This window comes from Achromobacter sp. RTa (genome assembly GCF_000757485.1).
Lineage (GTDB): Bacteria > Pseudomonadota > Gammaproteobacteria > Burkholderiales > Burkholderiaceae_B > Achromobacter.
In genome coordinates, this window is sequence record NZ_JPYO01000013.1 from 261,684 (window position 1) to 282,374 (window position 20,691).

Genomic DNA, 20,691 nt, shown 5'->3' on the forward strand with positions numbered 1-20,691 from the left:
GCCGCTTATTTGGCGGGGCTTTCCTTGATTGCGTTCGCGCGCGCGCCGGCCGGGAGCCGCCGGAACATGGAAGCTACCGCCTTGAGCGTGTAAAGCACGAACAAAGAGCCGGTGATGTCTCCCGTGAACATCGCCACGAATCCGCCCGCCAGCGCGGCTCTTTCTCCCTGGAAGAAAAACCAGGCGTGGTGGATCGTCGTATTCGCCAGTGCATAGGCAAACGCGCAGACAATCAGGCGCCAGGTGGTGAGATTGCTCAGGTCCGGCTGCAAGCGCAGCGCTGCCCGGGCCCAGCGATAGGCCAGGTAGGGCGCCGCGGCCGCCATCATGCCGCCGGCCACGGAGCGCACGAGATCATCGGGAAAATAATAAAAAAAGCAGGCGATCCAGGAGCCGATCAGCAAGCCCATCGCGGCCGGCAGGCCAAGGATCAGCGTGCTGACCAGGCGTATGCCCGCCGGCAGGTAAATCCAGTTGATGCCGCGGACGAATTCCAGATTCGTGAACACCCATTCGTTGACCGCGAGGCTAGCAAGGAACAGTATGGCCGTAGCCAGGGCCCATTTTCCCTGACCTAGAATGTTGTCCATATCCTGAGTATCATCGTTTACTTTTCGCCACGCCATCGGCCGCCGCGTTCATTATCCATGAAACAAAGAAAGAGGCCCGCGGACATCTATATGCGTTTCCTGCGCCTTGCAGAAGCGCTGCGCGGCCTGCCTTCCCTGCCATCGTTGGACCCGGTAGAAGAACGGATCCTGACCTTGGTCGCCCGCGCCTCCCAAGAGCAACGCCGCCTGTCCGTGCGGGATGTCATGGCCGTGGACAGCATCGGTTCGCCCGCCACCCTGCACGCCCGCCTGAAGTCCATGCGCGAAAAAGGCTGGGTCCTGCTGGTGGATACCGAAGACGCCCGCCGCAAGCAGGTCGAGTTGAGCCAGGCCGCGCTGCAGCATTTCGACCGCCTGTCGGAATGCCTGGTGGAAGCGGCCCGCAAGCCCTAGGGGCTTGGGTTGCGGCCTGCTCTCGGTGGCGCGGCCTACTTCCCGATACAGAAGCTGGAAAAGATCTCGCCCAGCAGATCGTCGCTGGTGAATTTGCCGGTGATGCTGGACAGGCTATCGTGCGCCAGGCGCAGTTCTTCCGCGAAAAGATCCAGCACTCGGTCGTCCTGTTCGGCGTGCTCGCCCGCCAAGCCCAGGTGTTCCGCGGCCTCCTGCAGGGCGCGTAAATGGCGTTCGCGTGCGAGCCAGGGGGATTCCGCCCCCGGATTCCAGCCCGCGATCTGCAATAGTTCGGCGCGCAGCGCGTCCAGGCCGATACCGCTCTTGGCGGAAATGCCCAGCTCGCCTGGGCTGGCGGCGAAGGCCGCGGGCAGCAGGTCCACCTTGTTGAATACCTTGAGGACGGGCGTGCGCGGCGGCAGGCGCGCCGTGATCTGGGCGTCCAGCTCGTCTCCGGGCTGGGTGGCGTCCTGCAGGTGCAGGATGACGTCCGCGCGTTCGATTTCCTGCCAGGTGCGGGCGATGCCGATGCTCTCGACGGTATCCTCGGTATCCCTGAGGCCGGCCGTGTCGACAATATGCAGCGGCACGCCGTCGATGTGGATTTCCTGCACTACCTTGTCCCGCGTCGTGCCGGCGATCGGCGTGACGATGGCGATGTCGTCGCCGGCCAGCGCATTGAGCAGGCTGGACTTGCCGACGTTGGGCTGGCCGGCGAGCACGACGTGCAGGCCTTCGCGCAGGATCACGCCCTGGCGTGCCTGCGCGATCAGCCTGGCCAGGTCGGCGGCCAGCGTTTCGAGGGTGGGGCGCGCCTGGTACTTTTCCAGGAAGTCGATTTCCTCTTCGGGAAAATCCAGCGTGGCCTCGACCAGCATGCGCAAATGGATGATGCGGTCCGACAGGTCGTTGACCCGGGCCGAGAACTCGCCCGACAGGGACGCCATGGCGCCGCGTGCCGCGGCCACCGACGACGCTTCGATCAGATCGGCGACGGCCTCGGCCTGGGCCAGGTCCATGCGGTCGTTCAGGAAGGCGCGGCGCGTGAATTCGCCGGGCTCGGCCAGCCGTACGCCCAGGTCCCGGCCCGCGGCCAGGCAGCTTTCCAGCACGCGCCGTAGCACGGCGGGGCCGCCATGCCCCTGCAGTTCCAGCACGTCTTCGCCGGTGTAGGAATGTGGAGCCCGGAAGTAAATGGCGATGCCTTCGTCCAGCAGCTCGCCCGATTCGGCCTTGAACGGAAGATAGTGCGCGTGGCGCGGGGTGAGGTCGCGCTGGAAAAGGCGACGAACGAGCCCGGAAAGGTCCGCGCCGGACACGCGCACGACGCCGATGCCGCCTCTTCCGGGGGCGGTGGCAATGGCGGCGATGGGGGCGTAGGCGGACATATTTCAGCGTAGGCGAAGCGAGAACAATAAGGGAATATAACTGTTGCGCGGGTGCTTGTTTGGTGGTTACTGTGGCCCGGAGGTTCAAAACCCGAAACAACTCTGGGAGATCACAATGGCATCTCGGTTTTCGCGCGTCTTGGCCTGTGGTTCGGCCGCGGTGGTATTGGCGTTTGGCACGCTTGGTTCGGCCATGGCCCGCGATCTGGTGATCGCTTTGAAGACCGAACCTTCCTCCATGGATCCGCAGTACCACGCGCTTACGCCCAATACGCAGATCTCCCAGACCATCTTCGACACGCTCGTCGCGACGGACGCGCAGCTCAAGCCGAAGCCGGCGCTTGCCGAATCCTGGACCGTGGACGGCAATGTGTGGACCTTCAAGCTGCGTCCCAACGTGAAGTTCTCCGACGGCACGCCATTCACGGCCGAGGACGTCGTCTTCACGTATGCGCGCGTGCCGAAGGTGCCCAACAGCCCGTCGCCGTTCACGCTATATCTGGGATCGGTCGCGAAGACCGAGGCGGTGGACCCGCAGACCGTGCGCATCACTACCAAGGACGTGGCGCCCAACCTGCTGGTCAACCTGGCGCAGCTGCCCATCATGTCCAAGAAGGCGGCGTCGGGGCCGGCCGCCGAGGGCAAGACGACCACGGAACTGAACAGCGGCGATGGCCTGATCGGAACCGGTCCGTACAAGTTCGTGTCGTGGAAGCGTGGCGCGGAGTTCGTGCTGGCGCGCAATGACAACTACTGGGGCAAGAAGCCCGAATGGGACCGCGTGGTCTACCGGCCGATCAGCAATGCGGCGGCGCGCGTGGCGGCGCTGCTGGCCGGCGACGTCGACATGATCGAGGATCCCCCGACCGACGACCTGCCCAAGCTGAAGGCGGACAAGAAGCTCTTCGTCGAGGAAACGCCCTCGGTGCGCGTCGTGTACGTGGCGCTCGACCAGTACGCGGAGCCCTCGCCCGGGGTCAAGGGCACCGACAAGAACCCCATGAAGGACAAGCGCGTGCGCGAGGCGCTGTCGCTGGCCATCAATCGCCAGGCCCTGGTGGAGCGGGTGATGGGCGGCGTGGCGCTGCCGGCGGGCAATTTGCTGCCCTACCCCATGTTCGGTTCCAGCAAGGAGCATTCGAAGGCGCCCAAGGCTGATGTCGAAAAGGCCAAGGCCCTTTTGAAGGAAGCGGGCTATCCCGATGGCTTCTCGATCACGCTGGGCTCGCCCTCGGGCCGCTACGTGAACGATTCGAAGGTGGCGCAGGCGATCGCCTCGATGTGGACCCGCATCGGCGTGAAGACCAGCGTGGACGCCATGGCGCCCCCGGTGTTCTTCAAGAACCGCGACAGCTACGCGTTCTCGGCGTACCTGGCCGGCTGGTCGGTGACGAGCGGCGAGATGTCCAACGCGCTGACCTCGCTGCTGGTGACGCGCAACCCGGAAGCGGGCCTGGGCACCACGAATCGCAGCCGCTATTCGAATCCCAAGATGGATGCGCTGGTGAAGGAAGCATCGTCCACCATGGATGACGCCAAGCGCGCGCAGCTGCTGTCCCAGGCCAGCAATATCGCCATGGACGACTATGCGATGCTGCCTATCCATTTCGAGCTGTCGGTGTGGGCCATGAAGAACGACATCCGCTACCAGGGCCGGCCCGACCAGGTCACGCTTGCGCAGTTCGCGACCTTGAAGAAGTAATGCGCGTGGCGGGCGGCATCTCGTGCTTGCAACGATCGTAAGAAGGCTGCTGCAGACCATCGTCGTCATGCTCGTCATGTCGGCGCTGGTCTTTGCCGGCATCTACATGGTGGGCGACCCGGTGTCGATGCTGGCGAGCCCCGAAGCCACCGAAGCGCAGCGCGCCGCGGTGCGCGCGTCGCTGGGCCTGGATCTGCCGCTGTGGCGGCAGTACCTGATATTCATGGGCCAGGCGGTGCGCGGAGATTTCGGCAACAGCTTCCTGACCGGCGAACCCGCGATGCGCTTGATCCTCGAGCGCATGCCGGCCACCGTGGAGCTGGCGTGCGTGGCCATGCTGCTGTCCGTGCTGATCGGCGTGCCCTTGGGCATCCGCGCCGGCCTCAAGCCCAACGCGCCCGCATCGCGCGCGATCATGACGGGGTCGGTGCTGGGATTCTCGCTGCCCAATTTCTGGGTGGGCCTGATGTTCATCATGGTGTTCGCGGTGATGCTGGGCTGGGTCCCGGCGGGCGGCCGGGGACAGACGGTCAGCATCGGGTCACTGCAGCTGAGCGTGCTGACGCTAGATGGCTGGCTGAGCCTGGCCCTGCCGGCGGCGACGATCGCCTTCGCCAAGTGCGCGATGATCATCCGCGTGACGCGCGCGGCCACGCGCGAGGCCCTGCCCATGGACTACATCAAGTTCGCGCGCGCCAAGGGCCTGTCGGAAAGACGCGTGCTGGGCGTGCATCTGCTGAAGAACATCCTGATTCCGGTGGTGACGGTCGCGGGACTGGAATTCGGCCAGGTGATGGCGTTCGCCGTGGTGACCGAGACCGTGTTTTCGTGGCCGGGCATGGGCAAGCTGCTGATCGATTCCATCATCAATCTGGATCGTCCGGTGGTGGTCGCCTACCTGCTGCTGATCGTGTTCTTCCTGGTCATGTTGAACCTCGTGGTGGACATCATCTATACGGTGCTGGATCCCCGCGTACGCCTGGATAGCCGCCGATGAATACACCCGTCTCCGCCTCCGCCTCCGCCACCGTGCCGACGCCGCGGGCCAAGGAGCAGACGCCCTGGCGCCGCTTTCTGTCGGACTTCTTCGCCAGCAAGCTGGCGACGCTCGGCCTGGTCATGCTGGTGGTGATCGTGGGCGCCGCGCTGCTGGCGCCGTGGATCGCCCCGCAGAACCCATACGACCTGGCCGTGCTGGACATCATGGATTCCAAGCTCGAGCCGGGCAGCGAAAGCGGCGACGGCGCCATGCATTACTGGCTGGGCACCGACGGCCAGGCGCGCGACCTGTTTTCCGCCATTCTCTACGGCATGCGCACCAGCTTGCTGGTGGCGACAGTGTCGGTGCTTGCCGCCTTCGGCATCGGCGCCACCGTAGGCTTGATCGCGGCCTATTTCGGAGGGCGCATCGATGCCTTGCTGATGCGGGTTGTGGATATCCAGCTGTCGTTTCCCGCAATCCTCGTGGCGCTGATGCTGCTGGCCATCCTGGGCAAAGGTGTGGATAAAGTGATCATCGCGCTGATCGTGGTGCAATGGGCGTATTTCGCGCGGGCCGCGCGTGGCGCGGCGCTGGTCGAGCGCGGCAAGGAATACGTGGAAGCGGCGCGCTGCATGTCCTTGTCCTGGGGGCGCGTGCTGTTTCGCCATGTGCTGCCGAACTGCATGCCGCCGTTGATCGTGATCGCCACGATCGACCTGGCGCACGCCATCGCGCTGGAGGCGACGCTGTCGTTCCTGGGGGTGGGCGTGCCGGTGACCGAGCCTTCGCTGGGCATGCTCATCTACAACGGCTTCGAATACCTGTTGTCCGGCCAATACTGGATCTCCTTCTTCCCCGGCATCGCCCTGGCGCTGGCCATCATCGCCATCAACCTGGTGGGCGACCACCTGCGCGATGTGCTCAACCCGCGCCACGAGAACTGAGGGGCGGCGAGATGCAGACACCGCTTGTGGAAAACCCGTTGGCCGCCCGGAAGCCGATACTCGAGGTGCACGGGCTGAAGACGCATTTCTTCACCCGCAACGGCGTGGTGAAGGCGGTGGACGGCGTGGACCTGCAACTTGCCGAAGGCGAGATCCTGGGCCTGGTCGGCGAATCGGGATCGGGCAAGAGCATTACGGGTTTTTCGCTGATGGGCTTGCTGGATGCGCCGGGCCGCATCGTGGACGGGCAGTTGCTGCTGAACGGGGAAGACTTGCGCGGCGCGACGCCCGCGCGCTGGCGGCAGCTGCGGGGCCAGGAGATCGCGATGATCTTCCAGGATCCGATGATGACGCTGAACCCGGTGCTGCGCGTGGACACGCAGATGATCGAAGCGGTGCAGGCCCACGGCAGCGCCACGCGCGAACAGGCGCGCCAGCGCGCGTTGCAGACCCTGGCGATGGTGGGCATCCCCTCGCCGGAGGAGCGCCTGCGGACCTATCCGCACCAGTTGTCGGGCGGCATGCGGCAGCGCGTGGCGATCGCGATCGCCCTGCTGAACTCTCCGCGCCTGATCATCGCCGACGAACCGACCACGGCGCTGGACGTGACGATACAGGGGCAGATTCTTTTCGAAGTGCAGAAGCTATGCCGCGAAACCGGCACCGGCCTGATCTGGATCACGCACGACCTGGCGGTCGTGGCCGGCCTGGCGGACCGCGTGTCGGTGATGTACGCGGGCCGGATCGTGGAGACCGGCAGCACCGAGGCGGTCATCAGCCATCCCATGCATCCCTACACGCACGGCCTGATCGCATCCATCCCCACGCCTGAATCCCGCGGCAAGCCTTTGGTGCCCATTCCTGGGATGACGCCCTCGCTGCTCAACCTGCCTCAAGGTTGCGCATTCCGGGGGCGCTGCCCGCGCGCGACCGACGCCTGTCTGGCCGAGCCGCAGCCGGTGGAAGTCCGGCCGGCGCAATGGGTGCGCTGCTGGCATGCAGGAGGGCCCGACATCAAATGAGCACGACGCAACGCGCCGCCGCCGTCCCCATCCTGTCCCTGCGCCAGGTCGAACTGCGCTTCGTGCAGCACGTGGATCTGGCCGGGCGGATCGCCAACCTGCTGGGAGCGGGCCTGAAGACGCAGGTCGTGCATGCCGTGGCCGGCGTGGACCTGGACGTGATGCCGGGCGAGGTGATCGGTATCGTGGGCGAATCGGGCTGTGGAAAATCCACCCTGGGCCGCATCGTGTCGGGCATTTTGCCGCCGACATCGGGAGAGGTGCGCTATCAGGGCAAGCCGGTGCGGGAGCTGGCGGGGGCACAACGGCGGGCCTATGAACTGGGCGTGCAGATGATCTTCCAGGATCCCTATGCCTCATTGAATCCGCGCATGCGGGTGCGGGAGATCATAGGCGAGGCCCCTGTGGCCCACGGCCTGGTACGGACGCGGGACAAGGCGGAGTACGTCGCCGGGCTGATGCGCCAGGTGGGGCTGGATCCGAGTTTTGCACAGCGTTATCCCCATCAATTCTCGGGCGGCCAGAGGCAGCGCATCGGAATTGCGCGCGCCCTGGCGCTCAAGCCGTCGGTCATCGTCTGCGACGAGGCCGTCGCCGCGCTGGATGTCTCGATCCAGGCGCAGGTGCTGAATCTGTTCGAGCAATTGCGCGCGGAACTGGACCTGACCTATCTTTTCATCAGCCACAACCTCAGCGTGGTCAGCCATATTTCGGATCGCGTGGCTATCATGTACCTGGGACGCGTGGTGGAGCTGGCGCCCACCGATACCGTTTTCCGGCATGCCAACCATCCGTACACCCAGGCGCTGCTGAAAGAACTGCCTACCCTGCGGCCGGGGCGCAGAACGTACCAGCCCATCAAAGGCGAACTGCCCTCGCCGCTGGATCCGCCGACGGGCTGCGCGTTCCATCCGCGTTGTCCACACGCCATGCCGCGCTGCAAGGCGGAACGGCCGTTGCTGAGGGAAGTCGCGCCGGGGCAGCTCAGCGCCTGCCATTTGAACGACATGGCCTGAGCCGGCAGGCCGCCAATTTTCACATTTACCGTTTATCCACAGCCATGAAAACCATCGACGAAATCGAACGCGCACACAGCGATCTGACCGCGCTGCGCCGGGATATCCACGCGCATCCCGAACTGGCGTTCCAGGAAACGCGCACCTCCACGCTGGTCGCCGAGCGCTTGCGCGGCTGGGGACTGGAAGTCCACACCGGGCTGGGGAAAACCGGCGTGGTGGGAATCCTGCGCGCGGGCAGCGGCAAGAAGACGATCGGCCTGCGCGCCGACATGGACGCCCTGCCCATGCCGGAACACAACCGTTTCGCGCACAAGTCCACCATCAGCGGACGCATGCACGGCTGTGGCCATGACGGGCACACGACCATGCTGCTGGGCGCGGCGCAGTACCTGTCCACGCATCGCGATTTCGACGGCACCGTCGTGTTCATCTTCCAGCCGGCCGAGGAAGGCGGCAATGCCGGCGCGCGCGCGATGATGCAGGACGGTCTGTTCGACCGGTTCCCGTGCGATGCGGTTTTCGGCATCCACAACATGCCCGGCATGCCGGTGAACCAGTTCGGATTCCGCGCGGGCCCGACCATGGCCTCCAGCAACCGGTGGGACATCGTCATCAAAGGGGTAGGCGGCCACGCGGCGCAGCCGCATGCGTCGGTGGATCCGATCATCGTGGCGGCCGATATGGTCCACGCCCTGCAGACGGTGATCTCGCGCAGCAAGAATCCGTTGGACCAGGCGGTGCTGTCGATCACGCAGATCCACGCGGGCGATGCGTACAACGTGATTCCGGGCGAGGCCGTGCTGCGCGGCACCGTGCGCACGTACTCAGTAGAGGCGCTGGACAAGATCGAGGCGGACATGCGCCGCATCGCCACTACCCTGCCGCAGGTATACGGCGGCACGGGAGAACTGGATTTCGTGCGGGCCTACCCCCCGCTGGTGAACTGGGAGAACGAAACGGCCTTTGCCGCCCAGGTCGCGGAGGACGCTTTCGGCGCCGAAAACGTGCTGCGCGACATGCCCCCCTTCATGGGCGCCGAGGACTTTTCCTTCTTCCTGGAGGCCGTCCCCGGCACCTACATGTTCCTGGGCAATGGCGATGGCGGGCATCGCCTGGAAAGCTATCACGGGATGGGGCCGTGCCAGCTTCACAACCCGAACTACGACTTCAACGATGCCTTGCTGCCGGTCGGCGCGACATACTGGGTAAAACTGGTGGAGGCGTTTCTTCCCAAGGCATGATGCACGCAAGTCATTGATTTAAAAGGCGTGGGGCCTCACGGTTCCGCGCCTTTTGTTTTGCCGGGGCCAGGTTGTCCACCGGCTATCCACGTGCAATCCACTGGCTATCCACCGGGATATCCCCCGGCTTTCCACCGGTTTTCCCGGGCTTGCCACCAGGCTTGCCCCCAGAGTTATCCACAGGTGGGGATCCCACCCTATATGACGCTCGGGCTTGAACAAAGGCCGAATAATTCGTTTGCCCGGATGCAGCGGGTTTTCATAATGGATCGCTCCAACGCCGGCCTGTGCGCCGGTTCACCCGCAAGGAGCGATCCATGTCCCAGAGCAACGCGCTGCGCCGGTCCGAGGCATATGCGGCACCGCGGTACGCGGCGGCCCCCGCGCCCCAGGATTTCGTGATCCGTCCCCTGGCGGACGCGATGGGCGCCGAGATCGTGGGCATCGATCTGTCGCGCGAACTCGACGCGGCCGATTTCGCCCGAGTGCACAAGGCCCATCTGGATCATCACTTGCTGGTGTTCCGCGATCAGCGCATCACGCCGCAACAGCACATCGATTTCAGCCGCCGCTTCGGCCGCCTGATGATCCACGTGCTGCATCAATTCCATCTGCCCGGGCATCCGGAGATCCTGGTCGTTTCCAACATCGTGGAGAACGGCAAGCCGGTGGGGTTGGGCGACGCCGGCAAGTACTGGCATTCGGACATCTCGTACAAGGAACTGCCCAGCCTGGGCTCATTGCTGCATGCGCAGGAACTGCCGGCTGAAGGCGGCGATACGCTCTTCGCCAACATGCACCTGGCCTATGACACGCTGCCGGCCGCCCTGCGCGATGCCATCGACGGCAAGCGCGCCGTGCACTCTTACCTGGCCAAGTATGGGCAGTTGCAGAAGGAAGGCGCCTGGCGCCCCAACCTGAGCGCGCAGCAGTTGGCGCAGGTGCAGGAGGTCGTGCATCCGGTGGTGCGCACGCATCCCGAGTCCGGCCGCCGCGCGCTGTTCGTCAGCGAAGGCTTCACGACGCGCATCGAGGGTTTGCCGGAGGACGAGAGCCGCCAGATCCTGGATGAACTGTTTGCCCACAGCATCCGGCCCGGGCATATCTACCGCCACAAGTGGCAGGCGCATGACCTGGTGTTCTGGGACAACCGTTCGTTGATCCATCTGGCCGGGGGCACGCCGGACCACCTGCGCCGCAAGCTGTATCGCACCACCATCGAAGGCGACACGCCCTTCTGAAAAAGCGGGCCGCCGCCTGCGCAACCACTTATCCACAAGGAACGCCATGCGTTTTTCTTCCCCCGTGCGAGACCGCTTCGTCCGCATCGCCACCGGCGCCGGCCTTGCCCTGGCGCTCGCCGTGCTGGCGCTTGCCTCGCCCACGCCGGCGATGGCGGAAGGCCGCATCCGCATCGCGGAACAGTACGGCATCGTGTACCTGTTGCTGAACGTCGCCCGCGACCAGCAACTGATCGAGAAACACGGCAAGGCCGAAGGCCTGGACATCTCGGTCGAATGGGCCAAGTTGTCCGGTGGCTCGGCGGTGAACGACGCGCTGCTGTCCGGGGCTGTGGATATCGCGGGGGCGGGCGTAGGGCCGCTGCTGACGATCTGGGACCGCACGCGCGGCAAGCAGAACGTCAAAGGCGTTGCGTCGCTGGGCAATTTTCCCTACTACCTGGTGAGCAACAATCCGAACGTGAAGACGATAGCGGACTTCACGGACAAGGACCGCATCGCGGTTCCCGCCGTGGGCGTGTCGGTGCAATCGCGCGTGCTGCAGCTGGCGTCGGCCAAACTGTGGGGCGATGCGCAGTTCAATAAGCTAGACAGGCTGTCCGTTGCCTTGCCGCACCCGGACGCCGCCGCCGCGATCATCGCGGGCGGCACCGAGATCACGGCGCATTTCGGCAACCCGCCTTTCCAGGAGCAGGAGCTGGCCGAGAACCCCAATGCGCGCATCGTGCTCAAGTCGTACGACGTGCTTGGCGGGCCCAGCTCCTCGACGGTGTTGTTCGCCACCGAGAAATTCCGCAAGGAAAATCCCAAGACCTACAAGGCTTTCCAGGAGGCGCTGAAGGAGGCCGCCGCTTTCGCCGCCGCCAACCCGGAAAAGGCCGCCGACACCTACCTGCGCGTCACGGGAGCCAAGCTGGACCGCGGCTTCCTGGTGAAGGTGATCAAGAACCCCGACGTGCAATTCAAGCTGGAGCCGCAGAACACCTACGCGCTGGCCGAGTTCATGCACAAAGTGGGCGCGATCAAGCACGCGCCGGCGAGCTGGCGCGACTACTTCTTCGACGACCCCGTAACGGCGCAAGGCAGCTGATATGGGCCTGACCGCCGCCAAGCCTGTGGATAAGCCCGAAACGGCCGCGCCTTTGCTGCTTGTGGATAAGGTGTCGATCGAATACAAGACGCGCGATCGGCGGGTGCGGGCCACGCATCAGGCAAGTTTCGAGGTGCATGAAGGAGAGCGGTCCATCCTGCTGGGGGCGTCCGGTTGCGGCAAGTCCACTCTGCTGAAGGCGATCGCGGGTTTCATCGAACCCACCGAGGGCCGCATCGAGATAGATGGAAAGCCCGTGCGTGGCCCGGGGCCCGACCGGATCGTGGTGTTCCAGGAATTCGATCAGTTGCCGCCCTGGAAGACGCTGCGCCAGAACGTGGCGTTTCCTCTGCTGGCGTCGCGCAAGCTGGGCCGGCGCGAGGCGGATGAGCGCGCCATGCACTACCTCGATAAGGTGGGCCTGGCGGCATTCGCGGACGCCTATCCGCACACGCTGTCGGGCGGCATGAAGCAGCGTGTGGCCATTGCCCGCGCCCTGGCCATGCAGCCGCGCGTACTGCTGATGGACGAACCGTTCGCCGCGTTGGATGCGCTGACGCGCAGGCGCATGCAGGAAGAGCTGATGGCGCTATGGGAAGACGTGCGTTTCACGCTGCTGTTCGTCACCCATTCGATCGAAGAGGCGCTGGTGTTGGGCAGCCGCGTGCTGCTGCTATCGCCGCATCCGGGCCGGGTGCGGGCCGAATTGAATGCCCACGCTTTCGATCTGCACAGCCAGGGCTCCGCGGCATTCCAGTCGGCCGCGCGGCGCATTCACGATCTGCTGTTCGAACCGGCGCAGCCCGCGCGGGCCGAACTGGCCGCGGCCTGAGAAGTCCATGAGCAACGCCTACGCAGGGGCCGTCCCGGTCCGTCCCGAAGCCGAATACGATCTGCCGCCCCTGCCCGCGCAGGCGGCCGAGGCGCCGCTGCCCTGGCACGAGCGCGTGTGGCAGCATGCCGGATTACGCAAGCTGTTCATCCTGGCGCTGCTGGCCGGCATCTGGGAACTGGCCGCGCGCCATGCCGATAACGACCTGCTCCTGCCTGGCGCCGTGCAAACGGCGCAGGCCTTCGTCCAGGGCATTGGCAGCGGCGAACTGCCGGCGCGCGCGTGGCAGTCGCTGCGGGTGCTGGTGCAGGGCTATGCGGCGGGCGTGGCGCTGGCGTTCGTGTTGACCACGCTGGCCGTATCCACGCGCTTCGGACGCGACCTGCTGTCGACCTTGACCGCCATGTTCAATCCGCTGCCGGCCATTGCGTTGCTGCCGCTCGCGCTGCTGTGGTTCGGCCTGGGCGAAGGCAGCCTGGTGTTCGTGCTGATCCATTCCGTGCTGTGGACGCTGGCCCTGAACATGTACGCAGGCTTTCTGGGCGTATCCGATACCTTGCGCATGGCTGGGCGCAACTACGGCTTGAACGGCCTGCGCTACGTCCTGCGGATTTTGGTGCCGGCGGCGCTGCCGGCCATCCTGGCGGGCTTGCGGATAGGTTGGGCGTTTGCATGGCGCACGCTGATCGCGGCCGAGCTGGTGTTCGGCGCGTCCAGCGGCAAGGGCGGCCTGGGCTGGTACATCTTCCAGAACCGCAATGAGTTATACACAGACCGGGTGTTCGCTGGGCTGGCCGCCGTGGTGATCATCGGCCTGATTGTGGAAAACCTGGCATTCGACACGGTGGAGCGCCTGACCGTCAGGCGCTGGGGCATGCAGCGCTGAAACGGCGCCGCGTCGCAGAGGCCTGGCGACGAAAAAAGGGCGGCCTCGCAAGGCCGCCCTTCTTGTCGACGCTGCGGGATTACAGCTTCAGTCCCAGCGCCTTGGCCACGCCGGCCGCATAGGCCGGATCCGCTTTGCGGAAATGTTCCAGCTGGCGGCGCTGGATTTCTTCGGGCACGCCCGCCATGTGGCGGCCGATATTGCCGAACAGCTGTTCCTGCTGAGCGGGCGTCATCAGGCGGAACAAGGCGCCCGGCTGGGAATAGTAGTCGTCGTCCACGCGGTGGTTCCAGCGCGCGGCGGCTTCGCCGTCCAACGCCAGCGGCGGTTCGCCGGCCGACGGCGTTTCCTTCCATTCGCCGAAGCTATTGGGCTCGTAGTTCAGCGTTCCGCCCGCATTGCCGTCGACACGTCCGGCTCCGTCGCGGTGGAAGCTGTGGAACGGGCAGCGCGGCGCGTTCACCGGGATCTGGTGATGGTTGATGCCCAGGCGGTAGCGGTGCGTGTCGCCATAGGAGAACAAGCGCCCCTGCAGCATCTTGTCCGGCGAGAAGCCGATGCCGGGAACGACGTTGGCCGGCGTAAAGGCGGCCTGTTCCACTTCGGCGAAGTAGTTCTCCGGGTTCTTGTTCAGTTCCAGCACGCCGACTTCGATCAGCGGGTAGTCCCCGTGCGGCCAGACCTTCGTCAGGTCGAAGGGGTTGATGTGGTAGGTCGCGGCTTCGGCCTCGGGCATGATCTGCACCTTCAGCGTCCACTTCGGGAAATTGCCCTGTTCGATGTTGTTGAACAGGTCGCGCTGCGAGCTTTCGCGGTCGCGCGCGACGACCTGGGCGGCTTCCTCGTCGGTCAGACAGGCGATGCCCTGCTGCGACTTGAAGTGGAACTTCACATAGAAGCGTTCGCCGTCCTTGTTGATGAAGCTGAACGTGTGCGAGCCGAAGCCGTGCTGCTGGCGCAGGTTGGCGGGGATGCCGCGGTCGCTCATCAAGGTGGTGATCTGGTGCAGCGATTCGGGGTTGAGCGACCAGAAGTCCCAGGCGGCGGTGGCGCTGCGCAGGTTGGACTTGGGTTCGCGCTTCTGCGTGTGGATGAAATCGGGGAATTTCAACGGGTCGCGGATGAAGAAGACAGGCGTATTGTTGCCCACCAGGTCCCAATTGCCCTCGTCGGTATAGAACTTGATGGCGAAGCCGCGCACGTCGCGTTCGGCGTCCGCCGCGCCGCGTTCGCCGGCCACGGTGGAGAAACGCAGGAACAGCGGGGTCTGCTTGCCGACTTCGGAAAAAATGCTGGCGCGGGTGTAGCGCGTGATGTCGTGGGTGACGGTGAAGGTGCCGTAGGCACCCGAGCCCTTCGCATGCACGACGCGTTCGGGGATGCGTTCGCGGTCGAAGTGGGCGAGCTTCTCGATCAGCCAGAAGTCCTGCAAGAGCGCCGGGCCGCGCGGGCCCGCCGTCAGTGTGTTGTTGTTGTCTGCCACGGGCGCGCCTGAGGCGGTGGTCAGATGCTTCTTGTCGTTCATAGCACACTCCCTATGTCGTTCCTGGAATGCGGGGCCGCTCTGGCCCCGCGCCCTGTTCCGGATTGCCCGGCACTGCCTGCCAGGCCCATCGCCAACACATCATAGGTGGCTTGCTTTACGTTGTGAAGTTGATTGATATATAAAAGTTGATTAAGAATAACTATTGAAAAAATCGGATTCTGGCTCACTTGCGGATGCCGGCGCGCATAAAAAAACCGGCCCATCGGGGCCGGTTTCCTGATTGAGCCGGAATCAGCGGTTTGCCGCGGCTTCCGTCTTGCGCTGCATGGCGCGGGTAATGGACCACTGCTGCGCGATCGACAGGGTGTTGTTCACGCACCAGTACAGCACCAGGCCGGCCGGGAAGAAGAACATCATCCCGCCGAACACCAGCGGCATGATCATCATGACCTTGGCCTGGACGGGGTCCGGAGGCGTCGGGTTCAGTTTGATCTGCAGGAACATGGTGGCCATCATGATGGCGGGCAGAATGAAGAACGGGTCGCGGATCGACAGGTCGTGCACCCACAGGATCCACGGCGCGCCGCGCATTTCCACGCTGGCCAGCAGCACCCAGTACAGCGAGATGAACACCGGAATCTGCACCACCATCGGCAGGCAGCCACCCAGCGGGTTGATCTTCTCGGTGCGGTACATCTCCATCATGGCCGCATTGAGCTTCTGCTTGTCGTCGCCGTACTTTTCCTTGAGGGCCTGCAGGCGCGGCGCTACTTGCTTCATGCGGGCCATGGAGCGGTAGCTGGCGGCGGCCAGGGGATAGAACAGGGCCTTGATCAGCACGGTCAGCGCCACGATGGTCCAGCCCCAGTTGCCCAGGATGGAATGCAGCCAGGTCATCAGCTTGAACAGCGGCTTGGCGATGATGGTCAGCCAGCCGTAGTCGACGACGAGTTCCAGGCCGGGGGCAAGCGCCGCCATGGCCTTCTGGTCTTGCGGACCGACCCACAGGTGCGAATCCACGCGGGCGGCGGCGCCCGGGGCAACCTCGCCGACGGCTTCGATGCTGCGGGCGGCGTACAGGTTCTTCTGCACTTCCAGCAGTTCATTGTTGCGCGGCTTGCCCTGCGGGGGCACCCAGGCGGTGGCGAAGTAGTGCTGGACCACGGCGATCCAGCCGTTGTCCGCCTGCTTGACGTAGTTGGCCTTCTTCTTTTCGATATCGCTGAAGGTGATCTTCTGGAACTTGTCCTGTTCCGAGTAGACCGCGAAACCGGTGAAGGTGTGATAGAAGCTGGACGTATCGGCCGGGTCGTTGCCGTCGCGCTCGAGCTGCAGGTACAGCGCCGGAGTCACGGGGGCGCCGCCCACGTTGGCCAGGTCGTGGCGCACGTCGATGTCGTAGCGGCCGCGATGCAGGGTGAACGTCTTGGTGACCTTCATGCCGCCCGATTCGCTTTCAAACGCGACGGCCAGGCTGTCGCCCGTCATCTGGCGTTCGGACGAAACAAAGCGGAACGGCGTCTGGTGCGTGGGGAAGCTTTGGCCGTTGGGCGCGCCGACCACGCCGGTCTGCACCACGTAGTTCAGGCCGGCGGAGCGGTCCAGCAGCACGGTGGGCTTGTCCGGCTGGCCGGTGGCCGGGTATTTCAGGAGCTCGGCGCGCACCAGCTGGGCGCCCATCGTGTCGAAAGTCAGGCGCAGCACGTCGGTCGTGATGACGATTTCTTCCGAGCGCGCGGTAGCGGGCGCCGTGGCCCCGGGCACCGCGGACGACGCAGCGGCTGCCGCGGGAGCGGGAGAACTGGGCACCGAGGGCGTCGCGTTGTTGTTCGCGGCAGCCTGCGGTTCACTCGTGCTGGCCGTGGGCGTGGGGCCCCCGAACAGCGACGGCTTGCCGTTATGGATTTGCCAGTTGTTCCATAGGAGCAACAGCGAGAAGGAAAAAATCATCCAGAGGACGGTTCGTCGGATATCCATGGTGCCTACTGAAGTGAATACGGGCCAGCAAAGCCCGCCAGTTTAGCGTCAATCATGCTCGATGCGGTGGCTGTGGGAACAGCGGCGGGTGCCATTGGTTCCCTTGGCCGGCGGAACCGGATCCAACCCGCCAGGCGACCACGGGTGACAGCGGCCGATGCGCCGGACGGCGAGCCAGAGGCCGCGCCAGGCGCCATGGCGTTCGATCGCTTCGATCGCGTACGCCGAGCAGGTGGGGGTAAAGCGGCATTGCCGGCCGATCCAGGGACTCAGGAAGAACCTGTAGAACCGGATCGGGGCAATGAGTAAAGCAGCTCCGAGCTTGCGGGTCCGCCCGTTCATCGCGCGATACGCCCAAAGTGAGCGTCCACTTCGGCTCTGACGCCGCGTTTGAGCGCGGTGAGCGTGGCGGGCGCGACCTTGCTATGCAGGCGCACGACATAATCCTTCGCCGGAAGGTCCAGCCGCCGATGGCGGAACGCCTCGCGGATGACCCGCTTGATGGCATTGCGCGTGCTGGCATGGGCGGCGAACCGTTTGGCGATCACCAGGCCCAGGCGTGCACAGGCATCCTGTCCAGGGGACAGATCATTGGAAGCGGCGCTCACAATGAAGAACGCCCCTCGGGCAAGACGCCGGCCTTTGAGGGCGGCGGCGAACTCGGAGGGGCGATGCAGCCGCGCCTCCGGGGGAAGCGTGGCGCGCGGCATGGACTGCGGATCGGGCGTCAGGTTTTCCGGAAAATCCGGAATACCCGGACTTAGACGGCCAGACGCTTGCGGCCCTTGGCGCGGCGGGCGCTCAGGATGGCGCGGCCAGCGCGGGTTTTCATGCGCACGCGAAAGCCATGGGTGCGCTTGCGGCGGGTAACGGAAGGTTGGTAGGTACGTTTCATGGACGATCCACAAAAAGAACAAAAGTCAGAAGGGACCTGCCCGGAGGGTTCCTGGTCGCGCATTCAAGAAGCGGGTATCTAGCGGGCATTTTTGCAACATAGGCAAAAAACAACTCGTAGACGGGGCTCTGACCGGGAAAAACCCAGGCGACCTATAGAAGCTAGAACCGGGCGGTTGCCATATGGCGGGGCCATATCGATATGGGTGAAAACACCCTTATCAGGCGAGCGCGGTCAAGCTCTCTGTGAAACCTTCTGACAGACAGAATTCGGAAAAGCCCACCATTTCAGCAAGTTTTCCCTGTCTTGTCAAACAGTTAAGCCTGCGGCATGCGGACACTTATGCCCTACCCTGTGGATAACCCCAGCCCAGGCAAGGTAGAATCGAGGTTTGAATAAGAGCGACATGAAAGAATTCTGGCAGACCTGCGTCAGTCGTCTTGAGCAGGAACTCCCCCCCCAACAAATCAGCGCGTGGATACGACCGCTGGTCCCGCTTGCGTATGACGAGACGCAGGCGGTGCTGCGCGTTGCCGCGCCCAACCGCTTCAAGCTGGATTGGGTGCGCAAGAACTTTTCCCACCAGATCGAAGCGTTGGCCGCGGAGTGGTTCGAGCGTCCGGTGCAGGTGCTGTTCGAGTTGCCCTCCCATGGCACCGCGCCGCGCATGCCGGTCGCGCCCGTGCGGGCCGCCCAGCCCGCGCCCACGCATCCGTCCGCCGCGTCTCCGTCAGGCGGCGCGCCGCCCATGAGCGCGCCGGCCGCCGCGCCTGCACCCGCGCCCGCCACGACGGCCGCGGCGCAGGCGGTGACCGCCGATGCGGCCAATATCGTGTACGAGCGCTCGCGCCTGAACACCGACCTGACCTTCGAGAACTTCGTTACCGGCAAGGCGAACCAGCTGGCGCGCGCCGCCGCGCTGCAGGTGGCCGAGAATCCGGGCACCTCGTACAACCCGCTGTTCCTGTACGGCGGCGTGGGCCTGGGCAAGACCCACCTGATCCACGCCATCGGCAATGCGATGGTGGCGGCGGGCACCGGGGTGCGCGTGCGCTACGTGCATGCCGACCAGTACGTGTCCGACGTGGTCAAGGCGTACCAGCGCAAGGCGTTCGACGATTTCAAGCGCTACTACCATTCGCTGGACCTGCTGCTGATCGACGATATCCAGTTCTTCTCCGGCAAGAACCGCACGCAGGAAGAGTTCTTCTATGCGTTCGAGGCGATGGTCGCGCAGCGCAAGCAGATCATCATCACCAGCGATACGTATCCGAAGGAACTGTCCGGCATCGACAGCCGCCTGATCTCGCGCTTCGATTCCGGCCTGACGGTCGCCATCGAGCCGCCGGAACTGGAGATGCGCGTCGCGATCCTGCTGCGCAAGGCGGAATCCGAAGGCGTGCCCATGCCCGAGGAAGTGGCGTTCTTCATCGCCAAGCATCTGCGCAGCAACGTGCGCGAACTGGAAGGCGCGCTGCGCAAGGTGCTGGCCTACGCGCGCTTCCACGGCCGCGACGTCCTGACGGTGGATGTCTGCAAGGAAGCCCTGAAGGACCTCCTGTCCGTGTCCAACGGGCAGATCACCGTGGAAAACATCCAGAAGACGGTGGCGGATTTCTACAAGATCAAAGTGGCCGACATGTACTCGAAACGCCGGCCCGCCAATATCGCCTTGCCGCGCCAGGTCGCGATGTACCTGGCGAAGGAGCTGACCCAGAAAAGCCTGCCGGAAATCGGCGATCTGTTCGGTGGCCGTGATCACACCACCGTACTGCATGCCGTACGCAAGATTTCCGACGCCCGCGCCAAGCAAGCGGAGCTCAACCATACCCTGCACGTGTTGGAACAAACTCTAAAAGGATGAACATGCAACTCGTACAAACCACACGCGATGCATTGCTGAAACCGCTGTCGACTGTGGCGGGCATCGTCGAAAGACGCCATACCCTGCCCCTCCTCGCGAACATCCTGATGCGCAAGGAAGGCAACAAAGTCGCCTTCATTGCGACCGACCTGGAAGTACAGATCACCACTCATGCCGACTTCGGCGTGGGCCAGGACAACGAGTCCACCACGGTTGCGGCGCGCAAGCTGCTGGACATCCTGAAGGCGCTGCCCGATACGGGCGAGGTCAAGCTGGCGCTGGCCAGCAACAAGCTTTCCGTGCAGTCGGCCAAGAGCCGCTTCGCGCTGCAGACGCTGGCCGCCAGCGAGTTCCCCACCGTGGCCCAGCCCGAGCAGTGGGACGTCTCGCTGACGCTGCCGCAGCGCACGCTGCGCCACCTGTTCAACATGGTGCATTTCGCCATGGCGCAACAGGACATCCGCTACTACCTGAACGGCATGCTGCTGGTGTTCGAGCCGGGCCGCGTGCGCGCCGTGGCCACCGACGGCCACCGCCTGGCGCACTGCGCCACCGAGGCCGACGGCATCAAGGAACGCCACGAAGTCATCGTCCCGCGCAAGACCGTGCTGGAAATGCAGCGCCTGCTGGAAGACTCCGACGAGCCCGTCTCCATCGACGTGGCGCCGGGCCAGATCCGCTTCCGCTTCGGTGACGTGGAGCTGGTTTCCAAGCTGGTCGAAGGCAAGTTCCCCGACTTCACCCGCGTGATCCCGACGAACTACACGCGCCATTTCCTGGTCGGCCGCGAAGCGCTCCAGGGCAGCCTGCAGCGCGCCGCCATCCTGACCACCGACAAGTTCAAGGGCGTGCGCCTGCAACTGGCGCAGAACCAGATGAAGATCTCGTCCTCCAACGCCGAGCAGGAAGAGGCGCAGGAAGAGATCGACATCGATTACGGCCATGAAGCGCTGGACGTCGGCTTCAACGTCGGCTACCTGCTCGATGTGCTGTCGAACGTCAAGGTCGACAGCATCCAGTGGTCGGTCATGCCCGACGCCAACGCGTCGGCGCTGATCACCTTGCCCGAAGACGACCAGTTCAAGTACGTCGTCATGCCCATGCGGATTTGATCCGCT

At 64.6% G+C, this 20,691-nt stretch carries 20 protein-coding genes; 13 read left to right on the forward strand and 7 right to left on the reverse strand.

What is annotated here, in order from left to right; genetic code table 11:
* Window positions 1–5: 5 nt before the first annotated feature.
* A complete protein-coding gene (locus tag JL37_RS05875) occupies window positions 6–590 on the reverse strand; it encodes a hypothetical protein (protein WP_043542605.1) in 585 nt (194 codons plus the stop codon).
* Between the two features lie 57 nt (window positions 591–647).
* On the opposite strand from JL37_RS05875, the gene JL37_RS05880 reads away from it, so the two are divergent.
* Window positions 648–1,004, forward strand: a complete 357-nt coding sequence (locus tag JL37_RS05880) for a hypothetical protein (RefSeq protein ID WP_043542606.1) — start codon at window positions 648–650, stop codon at window positions 1,002–1,004.
* Window positions 1,005–1,039: 35 nt separating this feature from the next.
* Here the strand turns inward: JL37_RS05880 and mnmE are convergent, their stop codons facing one another.
* Window positions 1,040–2,392, reverse strand: coding sequence for a tRNA uridine-5-carboxymethylaminomethyl(34) synthesis GTPase MnmE (gene mnmE, locus JL37_RS05885; protein WP_043542607.1), 1,353 nt, complete (start codon window positions 2,390–2,392; stop codon window positions 1,040–1,042).
* A gap of 115 nt (window positions 2,393–2,507) precedes the next feature.
* Between mnmE and JL37_RS05890 the strand changes: the two genes are divergently transcribed.
* From JL37_RS05890 to JL37_RS05935, 10 genes are all read left to right on the forward strand, one after another.
* A complete protein-coding gene (locus tag JL37_RS05890; RefSeq protein ID WP_043542608.1) occupies window positions 2,508–4,094 on the forward strand; it encodes an ABC transporter substrate-binding protein in 1,587 nt (528 codons plus the stop codon).
* Window positions 4,095–4,116: 22 nt separating this feature from the next.
* Window positions 4,117–5,091 (forward strand): ABC transporter permease, encoded by a 975-nt coding sequence (locus JL37_RS05895; protein ID WP_043542609.1) that lies wholly within the window; start codon window positions 4,117–4,119, stop codon window positions 5,089–5,091.
* Window positions 5,088–6,020: an ABC transporter permease gene (locus tag JL37_RS05900; RefSeq protein ID WP_043542610.1), complete on the forward strand. Its 933-nt coding sequence runs from the start codon at window positions 5,088–5,090 to the stop codon at window positions 6,018–6,020. Before JL37_RS05895 ends, JL37_RS05900 begins: the two co-directional genes overlap by 4 nt.
* 11 nt (window positions 6,021–6,031) lie before the next feature.
* Window positions 6,032–7,042, forward strand: coding sequence for an ABC transporter ATP-binding protein (locus tag JL37_RS05905; protein WP_043542611.1), 1,011 nt, complete (start codon window positions 6,032–6,034; stop codon window positions 7,040–7,042).
* Window positions 7,039–8,058, forward strand: a complete 1,020-nt coding sequence (locus tag JL37_RS05910; RefSeq protein ID WP_043542612.1) for an ABC transporter ATP-binding protein — start codon at window positions 7,039–7,041, stop codon at window positions 8,056–8,058. The genes JL37_RS05905 and JL37_RS05910 overlap by 4 nt, the downstream gene beginning before the upstream one ends.
* Window positions 8,059–8,102: 44 nt before the next feature.
* Window positions 8,103–9,302 (forward strand): M20 aminoacylase family protein, encoded by a 1,200-nt coding sequence (locus JL37_RS05915; RefSeq protein WP_043542613.1) that lies wholly within the window; start codon window positions 8,103–8,105, stop codon window positions 9,300–9,302.
* A 317-nt stretch (window positions 9,303–9,619) separates the two neighbouring features.
* On the forward strand, window positions 9,620–10,543 hold the full coding sequence (locus tag JL37_RS05920; protein WP_043542614.1) for a TauD/TfdA family dioxygenase: 924 nt from the start codon (window positions 9,620–9,622) through the stop codon (window positions 10,541–10,543).
* Between the two features lie 46 nt (window positions 10,544–10,589).
* Window positions 10,590–11,633, forward strand: a complete 1,044-nt coding sequence (locus tag JL37_RS05925) for an ABC transporter substrate-binding protein (RefSeq protein ID WP_043542615.1) — start codon at window positions 10,590–10,592, stop codon at window positions 11,631–11,633.
* A gap of 1 nt (window position 11,634) precedes the next feature.
* Entirely contained in the window at window positions 11,635–12,465 is an 831-nt protein-coding gene (locus JL37_RS05930; RefSeq protein WP_052096887.1) for an ABC transporter ATP-binding protein, read from the forward strand.
* 7 nt (window positions 12,466–12,472) lie between these two features.
* On the forward strand, window positions 12,473–13,351 hold the full coding sequence (locus tag JL37_RS05935; protein ID WP_043542616.1) for an ABC transporter permease: 879 nt from the start codon (window positions 12,473–12,475) through the stop codon (window positions 13,349–13,351).
* Window positions 13,352–13,430: 79 nt separating this feature from the next.
* Here JL37_RS05935 and JL37_RS05940 read toward each other — a convergent pair whose 3' ends face one another.
* From JL37_RS05940 to rpmH, 5 genes are all read right to left on the reverse strand, one after another.
* Window positions 13,431–14,876 carry a catalase gene (locus JL37_RS05940; RefSeq protein WP_043542617.1) on the reverse strand — a complete coding sequence of 482 codons (1,446 nt, stop codon included), beginning with the start codon at window positions 14,874–14,876 and terminating at the stop codon, window positions 13,431–13,433.
* A gap of 252 nt (window positions 14,877–15,128) precedes the next feature.
* Entirely contained in the window at window positions 15,129–16,814 is a 1,686-nt protein-coding gene (gene yidC, locus JL37_RS05945; protein ID WP_043542618.1) for a membrane protein insertase YidC, read from the reverse strand.
* Window positions 16,815–16,862: 48 nt separating this feature from the next.
* Window positions 16,863–17,156: a membrane protein insertion efficiency factor YidD gene (yidD, locus tag JL37_RS29925; RefSeq protein ID WP_081954984.1), complete on the reverse strand. Its 294-nt coding sequence runs from the start codon at window positions 17,154–17,156 to the stop codon at window positions 16,863–16,865.
* Window positions 17,153–17,524, reverse strand: coding sequence for a ribonuclease P protein component (locus JL37_RS05950; RefSeq protein ID WP_043542619.1), 372 nt, complete (start codon window positions 17,522–17,524; stop codon window positions 17,153–17,155). Before JL37_RS05950 ends, yidD begins: the two co-directional genes overlap by 4 nt.
* A gap of 50 nt (window positions 17,525–17,574) precedes the next feature.
* Complete coding sequence (gene rpmH, locus JL37_RS05955) at window positions 17,575–17,709, reverse strand: 50S ribosomal protein L34 (protein ID WP_006228069.1); 135 nt, start codon at window positions 17,707–17,709, stop codon at window positions 17,575–17,577.
* 406 nt (window positions 17,710–18,115) lie between these two features.
* Between rpmH and dnaA the strand changes: the two genes are divergently transcribed.
* Complete coding sequence (dnaA, locus tag JL37_RS05960) at window positions 18,116–19,573, forward strand: chromosomal replication initiator protein DnaA (RefSeq protein ID WP_043542620.1); 1,458 nt, start codon at window positions 18,116–18,118, stop codon at window positions 19,571–19,573.
* A 2-nt stretch (window positions 19,574–19,575) separates the two neighbouring features.
* Window positions 19,576–20,685 carry a DNA polymerase III subunit beta gene (dnaN, locus tag JL37_RS05965; RefSeq protein WP_043542658.1) on the forward strand — a complete coding sequence of 370 codons (1,110 nt, stop codon included), beginning with the start codon at window positions 19,576–19,578 and terminating at the stop codon, window positions 20,683–20,685.
* Window positions 20,686–20,691: the final 6 nt, after the last annotated feature.